This window comes from Brachybacterium sp. J144 (assembly GCF_036321705.1).
Classification (GTDB): Bacteria; Actinomycetota; Actinomycetes; order Actinomycetales; family Dermabacteraceae; genus Brachybacterium.
On the sequence record NZ_JAZDCG010000011.1, the window covers coordinates 1 to 14266 of the forward strand.

The following is a 14266-nucleotide window of genomic DNA, read 5'->3' on the forward strand; positions in this document are numbered from 1 at the left end:
AAAACAGGTCAAACCAAAGAGAGGTACCCCCCCCCCTTCTCCCCCCCCCCCCCCCCCCCCCCCCCCCCCGCTCCGCATCGGTCGGGGGGCGCCGACCGGTCGCCACCCGCAGCGCGTCGGCGTCGGCCCAGGTGCTCGGCAGGGCGAGGCGGAGGCGGCGCTCGAGCATCGAGCGAGCCTCGGCGAGCCCGTCGGCCGGGGGCGGCGGGACGACGGCGATCTGCACGGGCGTGAGACGGGCGATCAGGTCGAGGTGGTGCAGCGTCCACTCGAGCACGTAGGCGTGCAGGTAGTCGCGCACGGTGAGGCTCATGTCCTGGGTGGCGACGGGCATGTCGGGGTGGGCGAGGAGCGCGGCCCGTCCGGCGGCGGCGCCGACGTCGGCGAGGTGGTGCCGCAGCAGTGCGGGGTCCTCGTAGGCGGTCGCGAGGCGGCGGGTGAGCGCGTCGAGCGGATCGGTGCCGTCCGGCGGGGTGGGCGTGGGGGTCCAGTAGCTCAGCGCATCGGCGGTCGGGGCGGTCTCCGCCGGGGACGCGAGGGTGATGAGCACGTCCTGCGCGTCGATGACCAGGTGGCATACGAGGTCCTGCACGCTCCAGCCCGCACAGCCCGAGGGCTCGGCGAACGCGTCGACGGGGAGGGCGTCGACGGCCGCGCGCAGCGCCGACCAGGTCGCGGTGAACAGCTCCATGGGGCGACGGTAGCCCCGCGCCGACGGGTCGCGCGTCACAGCCCCTTGCCCCACCCTCGTTAGCGATATATCGTGATGCTGTCACGATACGAACACACTGAAGGAGCGCATCCATGCGACAGCATCATGACGATCATCGATACGACGAGTTCCGCGGCGAGCGCCGCGGGCGAGCACACCGCCCCGAGGGCGGTCGACCCGGCGGAGGCCGCTTCGGCGGCGTCGGCGAGGGCCCGGCGGATTCCGACCCGCGGGGCTGGGGTCCGCGCGGGGGCCGTGGCCGACGCGGAGGCTTCGGCCCCGGCGGCTTCGACCCCGAGGGCGGCCCGCGCGGGGGTTTCGGCCCGGGCGGCGAGCGGCGCGGCGGCCCGCGCGGGGGCTTCGGCCCCGGCGACGAGCGGCGCGGCGGCCCCCATCGGGGCGGCGGGCGCGGCCGAAGCGACCGGCGGTCCCGCGGCGACGTCCGCACCGCGGTCCTGCTGCTGCTGGCCGAGGGCCCGCAGCACGGCTACCAGCTGATGCAGACCATCACCGAGCGGACCAGCGGACGCTGGACCCCGAGCCCGGGAGCGATCTACCCGACGCTCTCCCAGCTCGAGGACGAGGGTCTCGTGCTCACCACCCCCGAGGGCGGGCGCAAGCTCGCGACCCTCACCGACGCGGGCCGCGCCCACGTCGAGGAGCACTCGGCGAGCTGGGCCGATCCCTTCGCCTCCCCCGACGCCGGGGCCGACGAGGAGATCCCCGATCTCCGCGCCGCCCTGCACGACCTCGGCGGTGCCGTCCGCGAGGCCGGCCGCTCGGCGAACGCGGCGCAGCTCGCCGAGGTCACCGCCCTGCTCACCGAGGCCAAGCGCTCGGTGTACCGGATCCTCGCCGGGGAGTCCCCCGCGGCCGAGGGCTCCGCAGAGAGCACCGAGAGCACGGACGAGGCGTGAGCGGCGCCGGCCGGTGGGTGCGGGCTGGACTCGGAGCCCGCCCCGACCCACCTGGCAACCCCCGGCACCTCCCCCGATCACCGCAGGTGATGCAGGACACTGGCGGGGACTGCGCCCGACCGCCCGGCGCCCGCCTCGACCGAAAGGACTGTCGATGTCTGCCTCCGAAGGAGCCAACTACGCACCCGCCGCGATGCCGAAGCCGGTCGTCGAGCCCGGCGAGTTCGTCTTCGCCGCGATGCACCTGGACCACGGCCACATCGGCGGGATGACCCAGGGCCTGCTCGGCGCCGGAGGCACCCTGAAGTGGGTGTACGACCCGCAGCCCGAGCGCCTGAAGACCTTCACGGAGCAGTTCCCGCAGGCGAAGGTCGCGAGCTCCGAGCAGGAGATCCTCGAGGACCCCGAGGTGAAGCTGGTCGCGGCCGCCGCCGTCCCCGTGGACCGCGCCCCGCTCGGCATCCGCGTGATGGAGGCCGGCAAGGACTACTTCACCGACAAGACCCCGCTGATCACCCTCGAGCAGCTCGCCGAGGCGAAGGCCGCCGTCGAGCGCACGGGCCAGAAGTACGCCGTCTACTACTCCGAGCGGATCCACGTCGAGGCCGCCGTGCTCGCCACCCAGCTCATCCAGCAGGGCGCGATCGGCAAGGTCCTCCAGGTCACGGGCATGGGCCCGCACCGCATCGGGGATCCCTCGACCCGACCGGACTGGTTCTTCGAGCGCGCCCGCTACGGCGGCATCCTCACCGACATCGGCTCCCACAACTTCGAGCAGATGCTCACCTTCACCGGCTCCGAGGACGCGGAGGTGCTCTCCTCCTCGATCGGCAACTTCGGGAACCCCGAGCACCCCGAGCTCGACGACTTCGGCGACGCGCACATCGCGCTGTCCTCCGGCGCGACGGGCTTCGTGCGCGTCGACTGGTTCACCCCGCAGGGCCTGCGCACCTGGGGCGACGGCCGCACCTTCGTGGTCGGCACCGAGGGCTACCTCGAGCTGCGCAAGTACATCGACGTCACCACCGAGAACGGCCCCAACCAGGTGATCCTCGTCGACGGGAAGGGCGAGCACCGCCTCGAGGCGAACGGGAACGTCGGCTACCCCTTCTTCGGGGAGCTCGTGCTCGACGTCCTGAACCGGACCGAGAACGCCATGACCCAGGCCCACGCCTTCAAGGCCGTCGAGCTCGCGCTCACGGCGCAGAAGCAGGCGCGGGAGCTGACCGGCCGCTGAGCCGGCCGCGGCGCCGAGCCGGCCACGGCGCTGAGCCGCATCACCGAACCGACGGGGGCCAACGAGCAGACGCTCGTCGGGCCCCGTCTGCTCCGCTCAAAGGCGGGTGCGGATCTCGAGCTCCGCGCCGTGCAGACCGTCGGCCGACGCCCGCACCCGGGCCGTGCCGCCGCGCCCCGTGCCCCGCACGATCGCGAGCGCCAGGCCGCTGAACGCGCGGCGCATCGGCGAGGGGAAGGCGACGAGGTCCGTCGGGTCGCCGTTGTCGGTCGCCGCGAGCTCCGCATCGCCGGTCACCTCGACGGTGATCGCGTGATCGGCGGTGGGGACCTCGATCCCCTGGGCGTCCACCACGCGGACGGTGACGAAGGACAGGTCGCGGCCGTCGCCCTCGATCGCGGAGCGGTCCGCCTCGAGCACGAGCGCCCGCGCCGGACCGGCGGTGCGACGCGAGTCCTCCGCCCACGGCCGGCCGTCCCTCGTGACGAGAACGGAGATCTCCCCGGGCTCGTAGACGACCTCGTCCCAGCGCATCCGCGAGGTCCCGGGCTCCTTGCGCCGACGGCCGTGCGAGGTGCCGTTGACGAACAGCTCGGCCTCGTCGCCCGAGGTGAACAGGTGCACCGGGGTCACCTCGCCCTCCCGGCCGGGCCAGGTCCAGTGCGGCAGGAGGTGCGCGGTGGGCACCTCGGGACGCCACTGCGAGCGGTAGAGCCAGAAGCGGTCCTTGGGGAATCCGGCGAGGTCCACGATCCCGGTGTAGGAGCTGCGGGCGCTGTAGTACGGGGTCGGCTCCCCGAGGTAGTCGAAACCGGTCCAGACGAACTCCCCCGCGACGTATGGGTGCTCGGCGAGGGTCGCGAAGACCTTCTCGGCGGTCGACCCGAAGTCGACGGCGTGCAGCTCATAGGCGCTCACCTGGCACCGGGTCGAGTCCGCCCCGGAGCCGTCGCGGGCCGGGGCGCTGCGCGAGGGGGTCACCGGGAAGAGGTACACGCCGCGACTGCTGAGGGCCGAGGCGGTCTCGGTGCCGAGGATCGGGGTGCGCGGGTGCCGCTCCCGGAACAGCGGGTACTGGGGAGGGGTGCGGATCCGGTCGGTGCCCTCGAACTCGGGCTCCTGCCGGATGCCCTCGCCCTGGTAGTTGATGCCGATGACGTCGAGCGTCCCCGGCAGGGGCATGTGCGGCTTGGCGTAGTTCATGGCCGAGGTGGCGAGGCGGGTCGGGTCCTCGTCGTGCGCGATGGCGACGAGGCGCCGGGCGATCTCCGCGCCGTCCTCCTCGGTGTACTGCTCGCCGACCTCGTTGCCCACGCCCCACAGGATGACGCTCGGGTGGTTGCGGTCGCGGCGGATCATGGCCCGCAGATCCGCCTCGTGCCAGTCCTCGAAGATCAGGTGGAAGTCGAGATCGGTCTTGCGGGCGTACCAGGAGTCGAAGAGCTCGTCGAGGACCATCACGCCCAGCTCGTCGGCGAGGTCGAGCAGCTCGGGAGCGGGCGGGTTGTGGGCGGTCCGCAGGGCGTTCGCCCCCATCTCCTGCAGGATCTCCAGCTGCCGACGGGCGGCGCGCAGGTGGAAGGCCGCCCCGAGCGCTCCGAGGTCGTGGTGGTTGTTGACCCCCTGGATCGGGATCCGCTCCCCGTTCACGAGCAGGCCCTCGTCGGGGTCGAAGCGGACGGTGCGGACGCCGAAGGGCGTCTCGACGCGGTCCACGACCTCCCCGTCGACGAGCACCGTGGTGCGGGCGAGATAGCGGTGGGGATGCTGGGTGGGCGGCGGGCCCCACAGGGCGGGATTCGCGAGCTCCGCGCTCACCACGCCGACCGCCCGGGCGCCAGCGGGGACCTCGAGCGCGAGGTCCTCAGCGCGGACGACGGGAGCATCCTCCCGCGGCCCCTCGGGGTCCAGCGGGAGGATCTCGGTGCGCACCAGCGCGGTCGCCCCGGCCGACGCGGCGTTGTCGAGGGTGACCTCGACGTCGACCTGCGCGCGGTCCGCCGCGACGTGCGGGGTGGTCACCCGGGTGCCCCAGTGCGCGACGGCGAGGGGAGCGGTGCGCACCAGGTGGACGTCGCGGAAGAGGCCGCCGCCGGGATACCAGCGGGCGGAGCGCGGCGGGTTGTCGAGACGGATGGCGAGCACGTTGCGGCCGCCGGGGACGAGATGGTCGGTGAGGTCGAGGCGCCAGCTGTTGTAGCCGTAGGGCCAGCCGCCGACGAGCTCGCCGTTGACCCAGACCGTCGCATAGGACATCGCGCCGTCGATCTCCAGGTGGAGGCGACGCCCGGCGTCCTCCGCGGGGATGTCGAGCTCCCGGCGGTACCAGCCCACGCCCCAGCTCTCGAGTCGTCCCATCCCGCCGTGCGGACCCTCCACGAGGAAGGGGCCGGCGATCGCCCAGTCGTGCGGCACGACGACCTGCTGCCAGGAGCTGTCGTCGTGCTCCGGCTGCGCGGCGTCCGGCCGGACCAGGGGCTTCTCGGCGGGACGCGGCGTGCTCGCGGCGGGATCGCCGACGAACTCGTCCCGGCAGGGCAGGATCCAGCGCCGCAGCCCGGCCTCGGCCACGTCGTGGCGCACGTCCTCGGGGCGCGCGTCGGCGTCCTTGCCGTCCTCGGCCTCGCCCAGATCGGGCCACGGGATGTAGTCGAGGGCGCGGTCGACCTCGGAGGCCGGGATGCGCCGGAACCTCCACCCGGCGTCGAGTCGACGGCGTTCACGGGGCGAGGGCGTCATCGCGGTGCTCCTCCGAGCGCTGGGGGTCGTCCCGCGGCTGCGGGCCGGCTTCGATCCTATCGACATGCCCCGTGCCGTTCCACCGACCTTCTCGCAATCTTTCGAGCCGTTTCGGCGCGTCGCCCCGCACCCGCCCCCTCGTGGCGGCGGGCGGGAGCGGCGCGGACCGCTCTTGCGATAGTTCGCATTCCTAACTACTATGGGGCGTCGTGACCAGAACCCCCGCCCCCGCTCCGCGCGAGGAGTCCGCGACGGCGCCCTCCCCCCGCCCCGAGCTCCCGCAGACCCTCGCGCTGGTGTGCAGCCAGTTCGCCCGGCTCGCCGCGCGCCGCTCCGAGGTGGGCGTGGGGACGGTGTCCTGGCGGGTGGTCGCCACGATCCAGCGCCACGGACCGCTGCGGCTGAGCGAGCTGGCCGATCGTGAGCGGGTCTCGCGCCCCACAGCGACCACGGTCATCAAGCGGCTCGAGCAGGAGGGGCTGGTGCGGCGCGACGCCGACCCGCAGGACTCCCGCTCCTCGCTGATCAGCATCACCGACCAGGGCGCCGAGCAGCTCGCGCAGTGGCGCGGCCAGCTCGCCGTCGGCGTCGGCGGGCTCCTCGCGCCGCTGCCCGAGGAGGACCTCGCGGCCCTCGATCGCGCGGCGCGGATCCTCGCCGACCTGGTGGAGACACACGACCGCTGACGGCGCCGCACCGCCCCGGCCCGATCTCCCCCGCGCACCCCCGAAGGACACCCCGCATGACCACCACCCGAGCCGCCGCGCGCGGCACCTCCTCCCCCACCGCGGCGGCCACGACCCCCGCCGCACCGACGCTCAAGGACGCCTTCCGCCAGCCACGGGCCGTCTGGGCGATCGCCTTCGCCGCGACCGTGTCCTTCATGGGCATCGGCCTGGTCGACCCGATCCTCCCCGCGATCAGCGTCCAGCTGGATGCGTCGCCGTCGCAGGCGATGCTGCTGTTCACCAGCTATCTCTTCGTCACCGCGATCGCCATGTTCTTCACCAGCTGGCTCGCCTCCCTGCTCGGCACCAAGCGCACCCTGCTGATCGGGCTCGCCTTCGTGGTGGTCTTCGCGGCCCTCGCGGCGGCCTCCGGCTCGGTCGGCGAGATCATCGGCCTGCGCGCCGGCTGGGGCCTCGGCAACGCCCTGTTCATCTCGACCGCGCTCGCCGCGATCGTGGGCGCCACCGCGGGACCGAGCGGCGGCGCGATCATCCTCTACGAGACCGCGCTCGGGATCGGGATGGCCCTCGGGCCGCTGCTCGGCGGGCTGCTCGGCTCCGTCTCCTGGCGCGCCCCCTTCGCGGGCACCGCCGTGCTGATGGGCATCGGGTTCCTCGCGATCGCCGTGCTGCTGCGGCGCGAGCCGAAGCCCGCGCACGTCTCGCCCCTCGCGGCGCTGCGCGCCCTCGGCAACCCGGCGCTGCGCACCCTCGCGCTCACCGCGATCTTCTACAACGTCGCCTTCTTCACCCTGCTCGCGTACTCGCCGTTCCCGCTCGAGGCGGCCGCGACCGCGCGCGGCACGGAGTTCGGGGCCCTCGGGATCGGCGGGGTGTTCTTCGGGTGGGGCCTGGCCCTCGCGATCACGTCGGTGTTCGCGGCCCCGGTGCTGACCCGCCGGCTCGGGCTGATCCCGACGCTGCTGACGACCCTGTCCCTGCTCACCGCGCTGATGCTGGTCCTGTCGATCGCGCACACCTCGATGCCGGGGATGATCACCCTCATCGTCATCGGCGGGCTGCTGCTCGGCGTGATGAACACGGCCCTCACCGAGACCGTCATGGAGGCGACCGACCTGCCCCGCGGCGTGGCCAGCTCCGCATACTCGGGCGTGCGCTTCCTGGGCGGCGCGATCGCCCCGGCCGTCGCCGGACCCCTCGCCGCCGCGACCACCGCCGGCGCCCCTTACCTGCTGGCCGCCGCCGCCCTCGTGGTGAGCATCGCGATGCTGCTGATCGGCCGACGCCACCTGTCCGCCGTCGGCGACCAGCACCATCTCACCGCCGCCGAGGAGGCGGAGGCGATCAGCGTCGGCGACGAGGCCTGATCAGCTCCGCGGCAGCCGCCGGCGCCGCACCGGAGACCACGATCCGGCGGACCGAACCCGCCGTCACCAGTCGTGCACGGACCCGTCGCGCAGGCGGTTCACGGGCAGATAGGCGGGCCGGTACTCGTGCTTCGCCGCCTCCTCGCGGTCCAGCTCGACGCCGAGGCCCGGGGCATCGCCCGGGTGGAGCAGGCCGTCCGCGAAGCGGTAGCCGGTCCGGAACACGGTCTTCGTGAGCGCCGAGTGCGGCATGTACTCCTGGATGCCGAAGTTGTGGATCGCGAGTCCGAGGTGCAGGTTCGCGGCCATGCCCACCGGGGAGACGTCGGTGGGGCCGTGGAAGCCGGAGCGGATGCCGTAGATCCCGGCGAAGGTCATGATCTGGCGCAGTCCGGTGATCCCTCCCGCGTGGGTCGCCGAGGAGCGGACGTAGTCGATGAGCCGCTCGGTGATCAGCGTCTGGTAGTCGTACACGGAGTTGAACACCTCGCCGATGGCGAGCGGCGTCGTGGAGTGCTGGCGCACCAGGCGCAGCACCGACTGGTCCTCGCCCGGGGTGCAGTCCTCGAGCCAGAAGGGGTCGTAGGGCTCGAGGTCCCGCGCGAGCCGGGCCGCCTCGATCGGGCTCATGCGGTGGTGGCCGTCGTGGAGCAGACGCAGCACGCCGCCGAACTCCTCGCGCACCGCGGCGAAGACCGACGGCAGGTGGCGCAGGTAGGCGGCGGTGTCCCAGGTCTCCTCTGTCGGGCGCATCGCCTCGCCCACCGCCGCTCGGCCTGCGGGCTCGTACTCGTACGTCCCCCCGGGCGCGGCGTCGTGGACCCCGTAGATCTGGTCGAGCCCAGGCACGCCGGCCTGGATCCGCACGGCGCGGAACCCCTGCTCGAGGTACCCGTGGATCGCCTCGTGGAGCGTCTCGACCGTGGTGCCGGAGGCGTGGGCATAGCTCAGCAGTCCCGAGCGGGAGGCGCCGCCGAGCAGCTGGTACAGCGGCACCCCCGCCTTCTTCGCGGCGATGTCCCACAAGGCCATGTCGATCGCCGCGATCGCGGACATGGTCACCGGTCCGCGCCGCCAGTACGGACTGCGGTAGAGGTACTGCCAGATCCACTCGATCTGCGACTCGTCGCGGCCGAGGAGGGTGGGGGCCACGTGGTCCCGGAGGTAGGACGCCACGGCCAGCTCCCGGCCGTTCAGGGTCGCATCGCCGAGCCCGACGACACCGTCGCTCGTGGTGACGACGGCGGTGACGAAGTTCCGTCCCGGGCTGGTGACGACGACGTCGACGGACTCGATGGCCATGCGCACTCCTCGATGAGTTTTCGGTGATGTTTCTGATATACCACGAAACCTCAGCGGGGCGGGAGGGGCGCGACCCGGCCCCGTCCCGCCCTCGGCTCCCTCACCCCCGGTGCGCGAACAGGTCCCGCAGCAGCGCGATCTCGGCGAGGTGGTGGATGAGCTCGCGGTGGATGTGGGCGACGAGGGTCGCGCGGGAGTACTCGGCGTACGGTCCCTCCGCCTCGCCGACGGCGACCTGGAGGTCCTCCGCGTCCCAGCGTCGCACCCCGGTGATCCAGCGCTCGTACTCGGCGTCGAACTGGGCGAGGGCCTCCTCGGCCGTGGCAGCGTACTCCCAGGTCATGTAGCCCGCGGGCGGACCGCCGTGGTGGGAGGCGCTGCGGGCGGCGAGAACGCCGACGATCACGTGGCCGAGCCGCCAGGCGATGGTGGTGAACGGGGCGGGGCTCGGCTCGGGATGCTCGAAGTCGATGGTCATCGCGCCGCCCCCGCCCTGGATCGACGTGGGCGGCTCCTGCCCCTCGGGCACGCGCGGGTGGACGGTCCAGGCATGGCCCGTCCCGGTCGGGTCGTAGAGGTACTCCTCGTCGGTGAGCCCCTCGAGGCGCGGCCGCAGCATCGCGCGCACATGGAACTCGATCTGGTCGATGAGGACGGTGGGCAGGTCACCGTCGCGTCCGCGCGGTCCGCGGGCGTCGGGTGCGGTGGTCTCGGAGGTCATCGGGGACTCCTTCGATCCGGTGGGGGTGGGGTGGGATCGATCGCGTCGCCGGCCGACGGGGTCACCAGCCGGCGGGCGGCCAGGTCTCGCCGTCGGTCAGGGCGTTCAGCTCATAGGCGCCCTTGCCGTCGATGCTCTCGCGGATCACGTCGGCCTGCCCGGCATGTCGGGCGACCTCCTCGATCGTGTGCAGCGCGAGCCAGCGGACGTTCCAGTCCTCGGCGCCGGTGTACCAGGGCGCCTCGGGGGTCGGCACCGGGGCGTCGAGATCCGCGGCGCGCAGCGCCTCCTCGAGGCGCGTCCCGGCCTGCTCGAGCGCGGCGCCCAGCGTGGCGGCGGTCGCCCCGTCGGGCACGCTCAGGGAGGGATCACCGAGCTCCGGGTCGTCGTCCTCGCCGGGCGCGTGGATCACCGGCTCGTCCCCGATCACGGCCCGCGCCGCGCGCGCCGTGGCCCGCTCGATCTCGTGGGCGTTGCCATCGACGACGGCGAGGACGTGGTGGGCGATCGCGCCGACGCTCAGCTCCGAGGCGCTCGGGGTCGCGCGCAGCTGCTGGTCGTCGAGCGCGTGCAGGGTCGTGACGATCTGATGGACCTGCTGACGACCGAAGGTCGCGAGGCCATCGGCCTCGGTGGTGACATTGCGGGTGAGGAACGGCATGGCGAGTCCTGACGATGGTCCGGTCGCGACGTCGTCGCGCTGACAGGACCCAGGTTCCCGGACCAGGCGGACAGATCGTGTCCGCGAAGACAGAGGCGCCGCTCCCTGCCCTGCTCAGTCCCCGGTCCGCTCCCCCGCCGCCAGCTCCGCGTACGCCGGCGCGAGGCTCATGTACTGCGCGTCCCAGACGTCCATCCCGGGCACGTCGCCGCCGGTGGCGACGCCGATGAGGCGGTCGAGGTACCACTCCCAGCCGGGGCCGATGTGCTCGACCATCTCGCGAGGGACGTCATGGTGGCGCAGGGCGACGCGCGTGCCGCCACCCGCCGAGCCCGCCGGAGCATCCCCGTCGGCCCCGCCCGCCGCGTCCTCGAGCTCGAGCGACAGCCGCCAGGTGCCCTCGCCGGCGGCGGAGCTGACGGTGAGCAGCTCCTGCGGGGCGCAGGCGTGGATCGTGTAGTCCGAGGCGACGGCGTCGCCCGGCTCGGCGGTCATGGTCACCTGGACCGTCCCGCTCGCGGGATCGCCGGTGTAGGTCCCGAACCAGGCGGCGAGGCGCTCGGACTCGGTGAGATGGCGCCAGATCTCGGCGCGGGCGGCGGGGACGTGACGGACCAGGACCAGGTCCGTGCCGTCGGCGGTGAGGGCTCCGGTGATCTCCATGCCCGCAGGCTACGCGGCGCGGGAGCGGATCGCCGAGAGCACGACGCCCGCGACGATCCCGAGGACGATCAGCACGACCTGGACGATCACCCCGATCCCGTGGGGCAGCATCAGGGCGATCAGCAGCACCAGCGCGCCCACGGCACCGCCCACGGCGAGGCCGCCCCCGAACACCTCGGCCCGGGCGGCCACGGCGACCAGCAGCCCCACGATCACCACGACCACCACGGCCTCGGCGACGACGCCGACCATCAGCACGAGCGCCGAGTTCGAGATCCCGCCGAGCGCGGGCAGCGCCTGGAGCGGCTCGCCGAGCCCGGTGAGCAGGCAGCCGATCAGCCCGAGCACCCAGGGGAGCGTCGGCCCCGTGGCCCGCAGCAGCGAGAGGATCGCCGCGGCGAGCAGGAGCAGCAGCCCGGGGACCTGCGCGAGGCGGGCCAGGAGCGCGGCGAGCGCGAGGTCGCCGGCGAGGAGGAGCACGATGGCGCCGAGCACGCCGAGCAGCAGACCACCGCCGAGCGCGAGCCCCACCGCGTTCCAGCGCTCCCGCGGACCGGCCGTCGCCCCGGCGGCGAGCGGCACCGACACGGGCAGCGCGGTCAGCACGGCGATCAGGGCCGCGGCGAGGAGCTCGAGGGGCACGACGTCGAAGGACATGCCCACATGGTGCGTCATCGCGCGTCGCCATGGGGCCGGGCGGACGGATTCTGTCCGCCCGGGAGAGCACACTGGCCGCATGAGCGATGTGACCACGAGGGCGCTGCGGCTGCTGGCGCTGCTGCAGTCCCGCAGCGTCTGGACGGGTCCGGAGCTGGCCGACCGCCTGGACGTGACCGTGCGGACGGTCCGCCGCGATGTGGACCGGCTGCGGCAGATGGGCTATCCGGTGCTGACCTCCGCGGGGCACGGCGGCGGCTACCAGCTGGGGGCCGGGCGCGAGCTGCCGCCGCTGCTGCTCGGGGCGCAGGAGGCGCTCGCGGTCGCGGTGGGGCTGCGGCTCACGGCCGTCTCGGGGATCAGCGGTCTGGACGAGGAGGCCCTGCGCGCCCTCGCGGCGCTGGACCGGATCCTGCCCCCGGAGGTCCGCGCCGAGGTGCAGGCGGTGTCGGACGCGATGGGCGTGATCACCAACGCCGCCCCCGACGCCCGCTCGGAGGTGCTGGTGACCCTCGCGTCGGCGGTGCGGGATCGGGTGCGGGTGCGGGTGGACTACGAGCGGGCCGACGGCGAGCGCTTCGAGCGCCGTCTCGAGCCGTACCGGGTGCTGTCGATGGAGGGCCGCTGGTACCTCTACGCCTTCGACCTCGAGCGGGAGGACTGGCGCACCTTCCGCCTGGATCGGATGCACGAGGTCGCCGCGAGCACCTTCTCCTTCGCCCCGCGGGACACCGGGGACATCGAGCAGAGGGTACGGGAGTCGATCGCGGTGCGCGGCTACGAGCGGTCGGTGACGGTGCGGATCCTCGCCCCGTACGAGCGGATCGCCCCGCAGGTCTCGGCCCGCTCGGTCACCCTCGAGCCCGACGGCGAGGGCGCCTGCGTCCTGCGCGCCGGGGACGACGACATGCGCTGGACCGCGCTGCATCTCGCCCTGCTCGGGGAGGACCTCGAGGTGATCGAGCCGCCGGAGCTGCTCGAGATCATCGGGGGGCTCGGCCGCTGGGCGAACGGGGTCACAGCACGAGCAGGGCGAGCGCCGAGACGACCGTGAGCACGAGGACGGCCTTCTCGAAGACCCCCTGCGGGATGCGCCGCGCGACCCGGGCGCCGATGTACGCGCCGAGCAGGACGAGCGGCACCAGCATCAGGTCCATCACGAGCGTGTCGCGGGTGATCAGGCCGAGCCCGGCGGAGAACGGCAGCTTGATCACGTTGACCACCGCGAAGAACCAGGCGGAGGTGCCGAGGAAGGTCAGCACCGGCATGCGCATGGCGTAGAAGTACATCGACATCACCGGCCCGCCGGCGTTGGCGACCATGGTGGTGAAGCCGCCGAGCACGCCGTAGCCGGCGCGGGCGAGCGCCGGGGCGGCGGGTGTCGCGTCGGCCGACGAGCCGCCCGCGCCGGTGGTCGAGCCCGCGGCGGCGGGGTCCGCCCCGGCGTCGGCCGACGCGGCGCGCAGCTCCTTGCGCCGGGCCGCCCGCCGTCGCCAGACGGTCACGGCGATGAGGGCCAGCAGGATCACGCCGATCGTGGTGCGGACGGTGTCGCCGCCGACGGTCGCGAAGAAGATCGTCCCGAGCACCACGCCGATCAGGACGCTGGGGATGAGGCGCACGAGGGTGCGCACGTCGGGCTCGCGCCGGTAGACCCACAGCGCGGTCGCATCGCCGACCATGAGCAGCAGCAGGAGGGCGGCGGTGGACTCCTTCGCGGGCAGGGCCAGCGCGAACAGGCCCACGGCGATCGTGCCGCCGCCGGGCATCGCCGTCTTGGACAGGCCCACCACGAGCGCCCCGGCGCACACGAGCGCCCAGGTGGCGGGGCCGAGCGCGGGGATCAGGGCGGCGAGATCTGGCACGAGCGCCGACGCTACCAGCGACGGTCCGTCGGCCGACGGGAGGTCCGGGGCCCGGCGGGCGCTGCGGGGCCGGCGATCTCTCCGGGGCTGGCGGAGGCCGCCCGCCCTCCCTATCCTCGGGCCATGGGGATCACGGGGGTGCGCCGCGGCGGGACGCTGCTCGTCATGCTGGCCTGGCTGCTGCTGGTGTCGCTGGTCGCGGCCCCCTCGGCCCATGCCTGCAGCTGCGTCGGCTTCGACCTCGACGAGGCGATCGAGGCGGCGGACCTCATCGCGGACGTCACCGTCGAGCACGAGATCGTCGACCTCGCCGGGGAGGTCACCTACTACGCGGTGGTCGACACGGTGTGGAAGGGCGAGGAGTCGCGCACGATCCGGCTCACCACCCACACGCAGACCACGGCCTGCGGGCTGGGCCGCATCGAGCCGGGGACCCCGCTGCTGCTGTGGGGGTCCGGCGGCGACGGCTCCTACTCCACGACCTGGTGCGCCCTGCCGCGGGACGCCCCGGAGGATCTCCGCGGCGCCCTCACCGACCGCCTCGGTGAGCCCACAGACCTCACCGATCAGCCGGTGCCGCTCGAGGCGGACCGGCTGCCGCGACCGGGCCTCGGGGTGCTGCTGGCGGCCGGGATCCTCGGCGTCGTCGCCGCGGGCGTGGGCCTGGTGCAGGTCGCCGCGGCGCTGCTGGGGCTGCACCTGAACCGCCGCGGCCGCCGCTGAGCCGATGCCGGGT

14 protein-coding genes are annotated in these 14266 nt (G+C 73.7%); 6 read left to right on the plus strand and 8 right to left on the minus strand.

The features are described 5' to 3' along the window. The coding region (locus V1260_RS05345; RefSeq protein ID WP_329745770.1) for a maleylpyruvate isomerase N-terminal domain-containing protein at window positions 1-691 on the minus strand (691 nt) is incomplete at its 3' end. Between the two features lie 113 nt (window positions 692-804). Here V1260_RS05345 and V1260_RS05350 point away from each other — a divergent pair. Both V1260_RS05350 and V1260_RS05355 read left to right on the plus strand, forming a co-directional pair. Continuing rightward, a complete protein-coding gene (locus V1260_RS05350; RefSeq protein ID WP_329745771.1) occupies window positions 805-1629 on the plus strand; it encodes a PadR family transcriptional regulator in 825 nt (274 codons plus the stop codon). Window positions 1630-1783: 154 nt separating this feature from the next. Next, window positions 1784-2866, plus strand: a complete 1083-nt coding sequence (locus V1260_RS05355; RefSeq protein WP_329745772.1) for a Gfo/Idh/MocA family protein — start codon at window positions 1784-1786, stop codon at window positions 2864-2866. Between the two features lie 96 nt (window positions 2867-2962). On the opposite strand, the gene galB is transcribed toward V1260_RS05355, so the two are convergent. Continuing rightward, entirely contained in the window at window positions 2963-5605 is a 2643-nt protein-coding gene (gene galB, locus V1260_RS05360; protein ID WP_329745773.1) for a beta-galactosidase GalB, read from the minus strand. A gap of 209 nt (window positions 5606-5814) precedes the next feature. On the opposite strand from galB, the gene V1260_RS05365 reads away from it, so the two are divergent. Together V1260_RS05365 and V1260_RS05370 are read left to right on the plus strand one after the other, a co-directional pair. Next, window positions 5815-6291, plus strand: a complete 477-nt coding sequence (locus tag V1260_RS05365; protein ID WP_329745774.1) for a MarR family winged helix-turn-helix transcriptional regulator — start codon at window positions 5815-5817, stop codon at window positions 6289-6291. Window positions 6292-6347: 56 nt separating this feature from the next. After that, window positions 6348-7661: an MFS transporter gene (locus V1260_RS05370; RefSeq protein WP_329745775.1), complete on the plus strand. Its 1314-nt coding sequence runs from the start codon at window positions 6348-6350 to the stop codon at window positions 7659-7661. A gap of 63 nt (window positions 7662-7724) precedes the next feature. On the opposite strand, the gene manD is transcribed toward V1260_RS05370, so the two are convergent. The 5 genes from manD to V1260_RS05395 all read right to left on the minus strand — a co-directional run bounded on the left by manD (window position 7725) and on the right by V1260_RS05395 (window position 11665). Continuing rightward, on the minus strand, window positions 7725-8963 hold the full coding sequence (manD, locus tag V1260_RS05375; protein WP_329745776.1) for a D-mannonate dehydratase ManD: 1239 nt from the start codon (window positions 8961-8963) through the stop codon (window positions 7725-7727). A 100-nt stretch (window positions 8964-9063) separates the two neighbouring features. Further along, on the minus strand, window positions 9064-9684 hold the full coding sequence (locus tag V1260_RS05380) for a DinB family protein (RefSeq protein ID WP_329745777.1): 621 nt from the start codon (window positions 9682-9684) through the stop codon (window positions 9064-9066). Between the two features lie 61 nt (window positions 9685-9745). After that, the gene (locus tag V1260_RS05385; protein WP_329745778.1) at window positions 9746-10345 is read right to left on the minus strand and encodes a mycothiol transferase; all 600 of its coding nucleotides are present in this window, start codon (window positions 10343-10345) and stop codon (window positions 9746-9748) included. A 114-nt stretch (window positions 10346-10459) separates the two neighbouring features. Then, entirely contained in the window at window positions 10460-11008 is a 549-nt protein-coding gene (locus V1260_RS05390; protein WP_329745779.1) for an SRPBCC domain-containing protein, read from the minus strand. A 9-nt stretch (window positions 11009-11017) separates the two neighbouring features. Next, window positions 11018-11665 carry a hypothetical protein gene (locus tag V1260_RS05395; RefSeq protein WP_329745780.1) on the minus strand — a complete coding sequence of 216 codons (648 nt, stop codon included), beginning with the start codon at window positions 11663-11665 and terminating at the stop codon, window positions 11018-11020. A 79-nt stretch (window positions 11666-11744) separates the two neighbouring features. Between V1260_RS05395 and V1260_RS05400 the strand changes: the two genes are divergently transcribed. Beyond that, window positions 11745-12719, plus strand: coding sequence for a helix-turn-helix transcriptional regulator (locus tag V1260_RS05400; protein ID WP_329745781.1), 975 nt, complete (start codon window positions 11745-11747; stop codon window positions 12717-12719). On the opposite strand, the gene V1260_RS05405 is transcribed toward V1260_RS05400, so the two are convergent. Beyond that, window positions 12682-13530 (minus strand): sulfite exporter TauE/SafE family protein, encoded by an 849-nt coding sequence (locus tag V1260_RS05405; RefSeq protein ID WP_329745782.1) that lies wholly within the window; start codon window positions 13528-13530, stop codon window positions 12682-12684. The genes V1260_RS05400 and V1260_RS05405 overlap by 38 nt on opposite strands. A 123-nt stretch (window positions 13531-13653) precedes the next feature. Between V1260_RS05405 and V1260_RS05410 the strand changes: the two genes are divergently transcribed. Then, window positions 13654-14253: a hypothetical protein gene (locus V1260_RS05410; RefSeq protein ID WP_329745783.1), complete on the plus strand. Its 600-nt coding sequence runs from the start codon at window positions 13654-13656 to the stop codon at window positions 14251-14253. The last annotated feature ends 13 nt before the right edge of the window (window positions 14254-14266 follow it).

What these genes read in the sequence shown, in the direction of transcription:
- V1260_RS05350 (WP_329745771.1), top strand. Translation starts at nt 805, where the DNA reads ATGCGACAGCATCATGACGATCATCGATACGACGAGTTCCGCGGCGAG.
- V1260_RS05355 (WP_329745772.1), top strand. Translation starts at nt 1,784, where the DNA reads ATGTCTGCCTCCGAAGGAGCCAACTACGCACCCGCCGCGATGCCGAAG.
- galB (WP_329745773.1), bottom strand. Translation starts at nt 5,605, where the DNA reads ATGACGCCCTCGCCCCGTGAACGCCGTCGACTCGACGCCGGGTGGAGG.
- V1260_RS05370 (WP_329745775.1), top strand. Translation starts at nt 6,348, where the DNA reads ATGACCACCACCCGAGCCGCCGCGCGCGGCACCTCCTCCCCCACCGCG.
- manD (WP_329745776.1), bottom strand. Translation starts at nt 8,963, where the DNA reads ATGGCCATCGAGTCCGTCGACGTCGTCGTCACCAGCCCGGGACGGAAC.
- V1260_RS05380 (WP_329745777.1), bottom strand. Translation starts at nt 9,684, where the DNA reads ATGACCTCCGAGACCACCGCACCCGACGCCCGCGGACCGCGCGGACGC.
- V1260_RS05385 (WP_329745778.1), bottom strand. Translation starts at nt 10,345, where the DNA reads ATGCCGTTCCTCACCCGCAATGTCACCACCGAGGCCGATGGCCTCGCG.
- V1260_RS05390 (WP_329745779.1), bottom strand. Translation starts at nt 11,008, where the DNA reads ATGGAGATCACCGGAGCCCTCACCGCCGACGGCACGGACCTGGTCCTG.
- V1260_RS05395 (WP_329745780.1), bottom strand. Translation starts at nt 11,665, where the DNA reads ATGTCCTTCGACGTCGTGCCCCTCGAGCTCCTCGCCGCGGCCCTGATC.
- V1260_RS05400 (WP_329745781.1), top strand. Translation starts at nt 11,745, where the DNA reads ATGAGCGATGTGACCACGAGGGCGCTGCGGCTGCTGGCGCTGCTGCAG.
- V1260_RS05410 (WP_329745783.1), top strand. Translation starts at nt 13,654, where the DNA reads ATGGGGATCACGGGGGTGCGCCGCGGCGGGACGCTGCTCGTCATGCTG.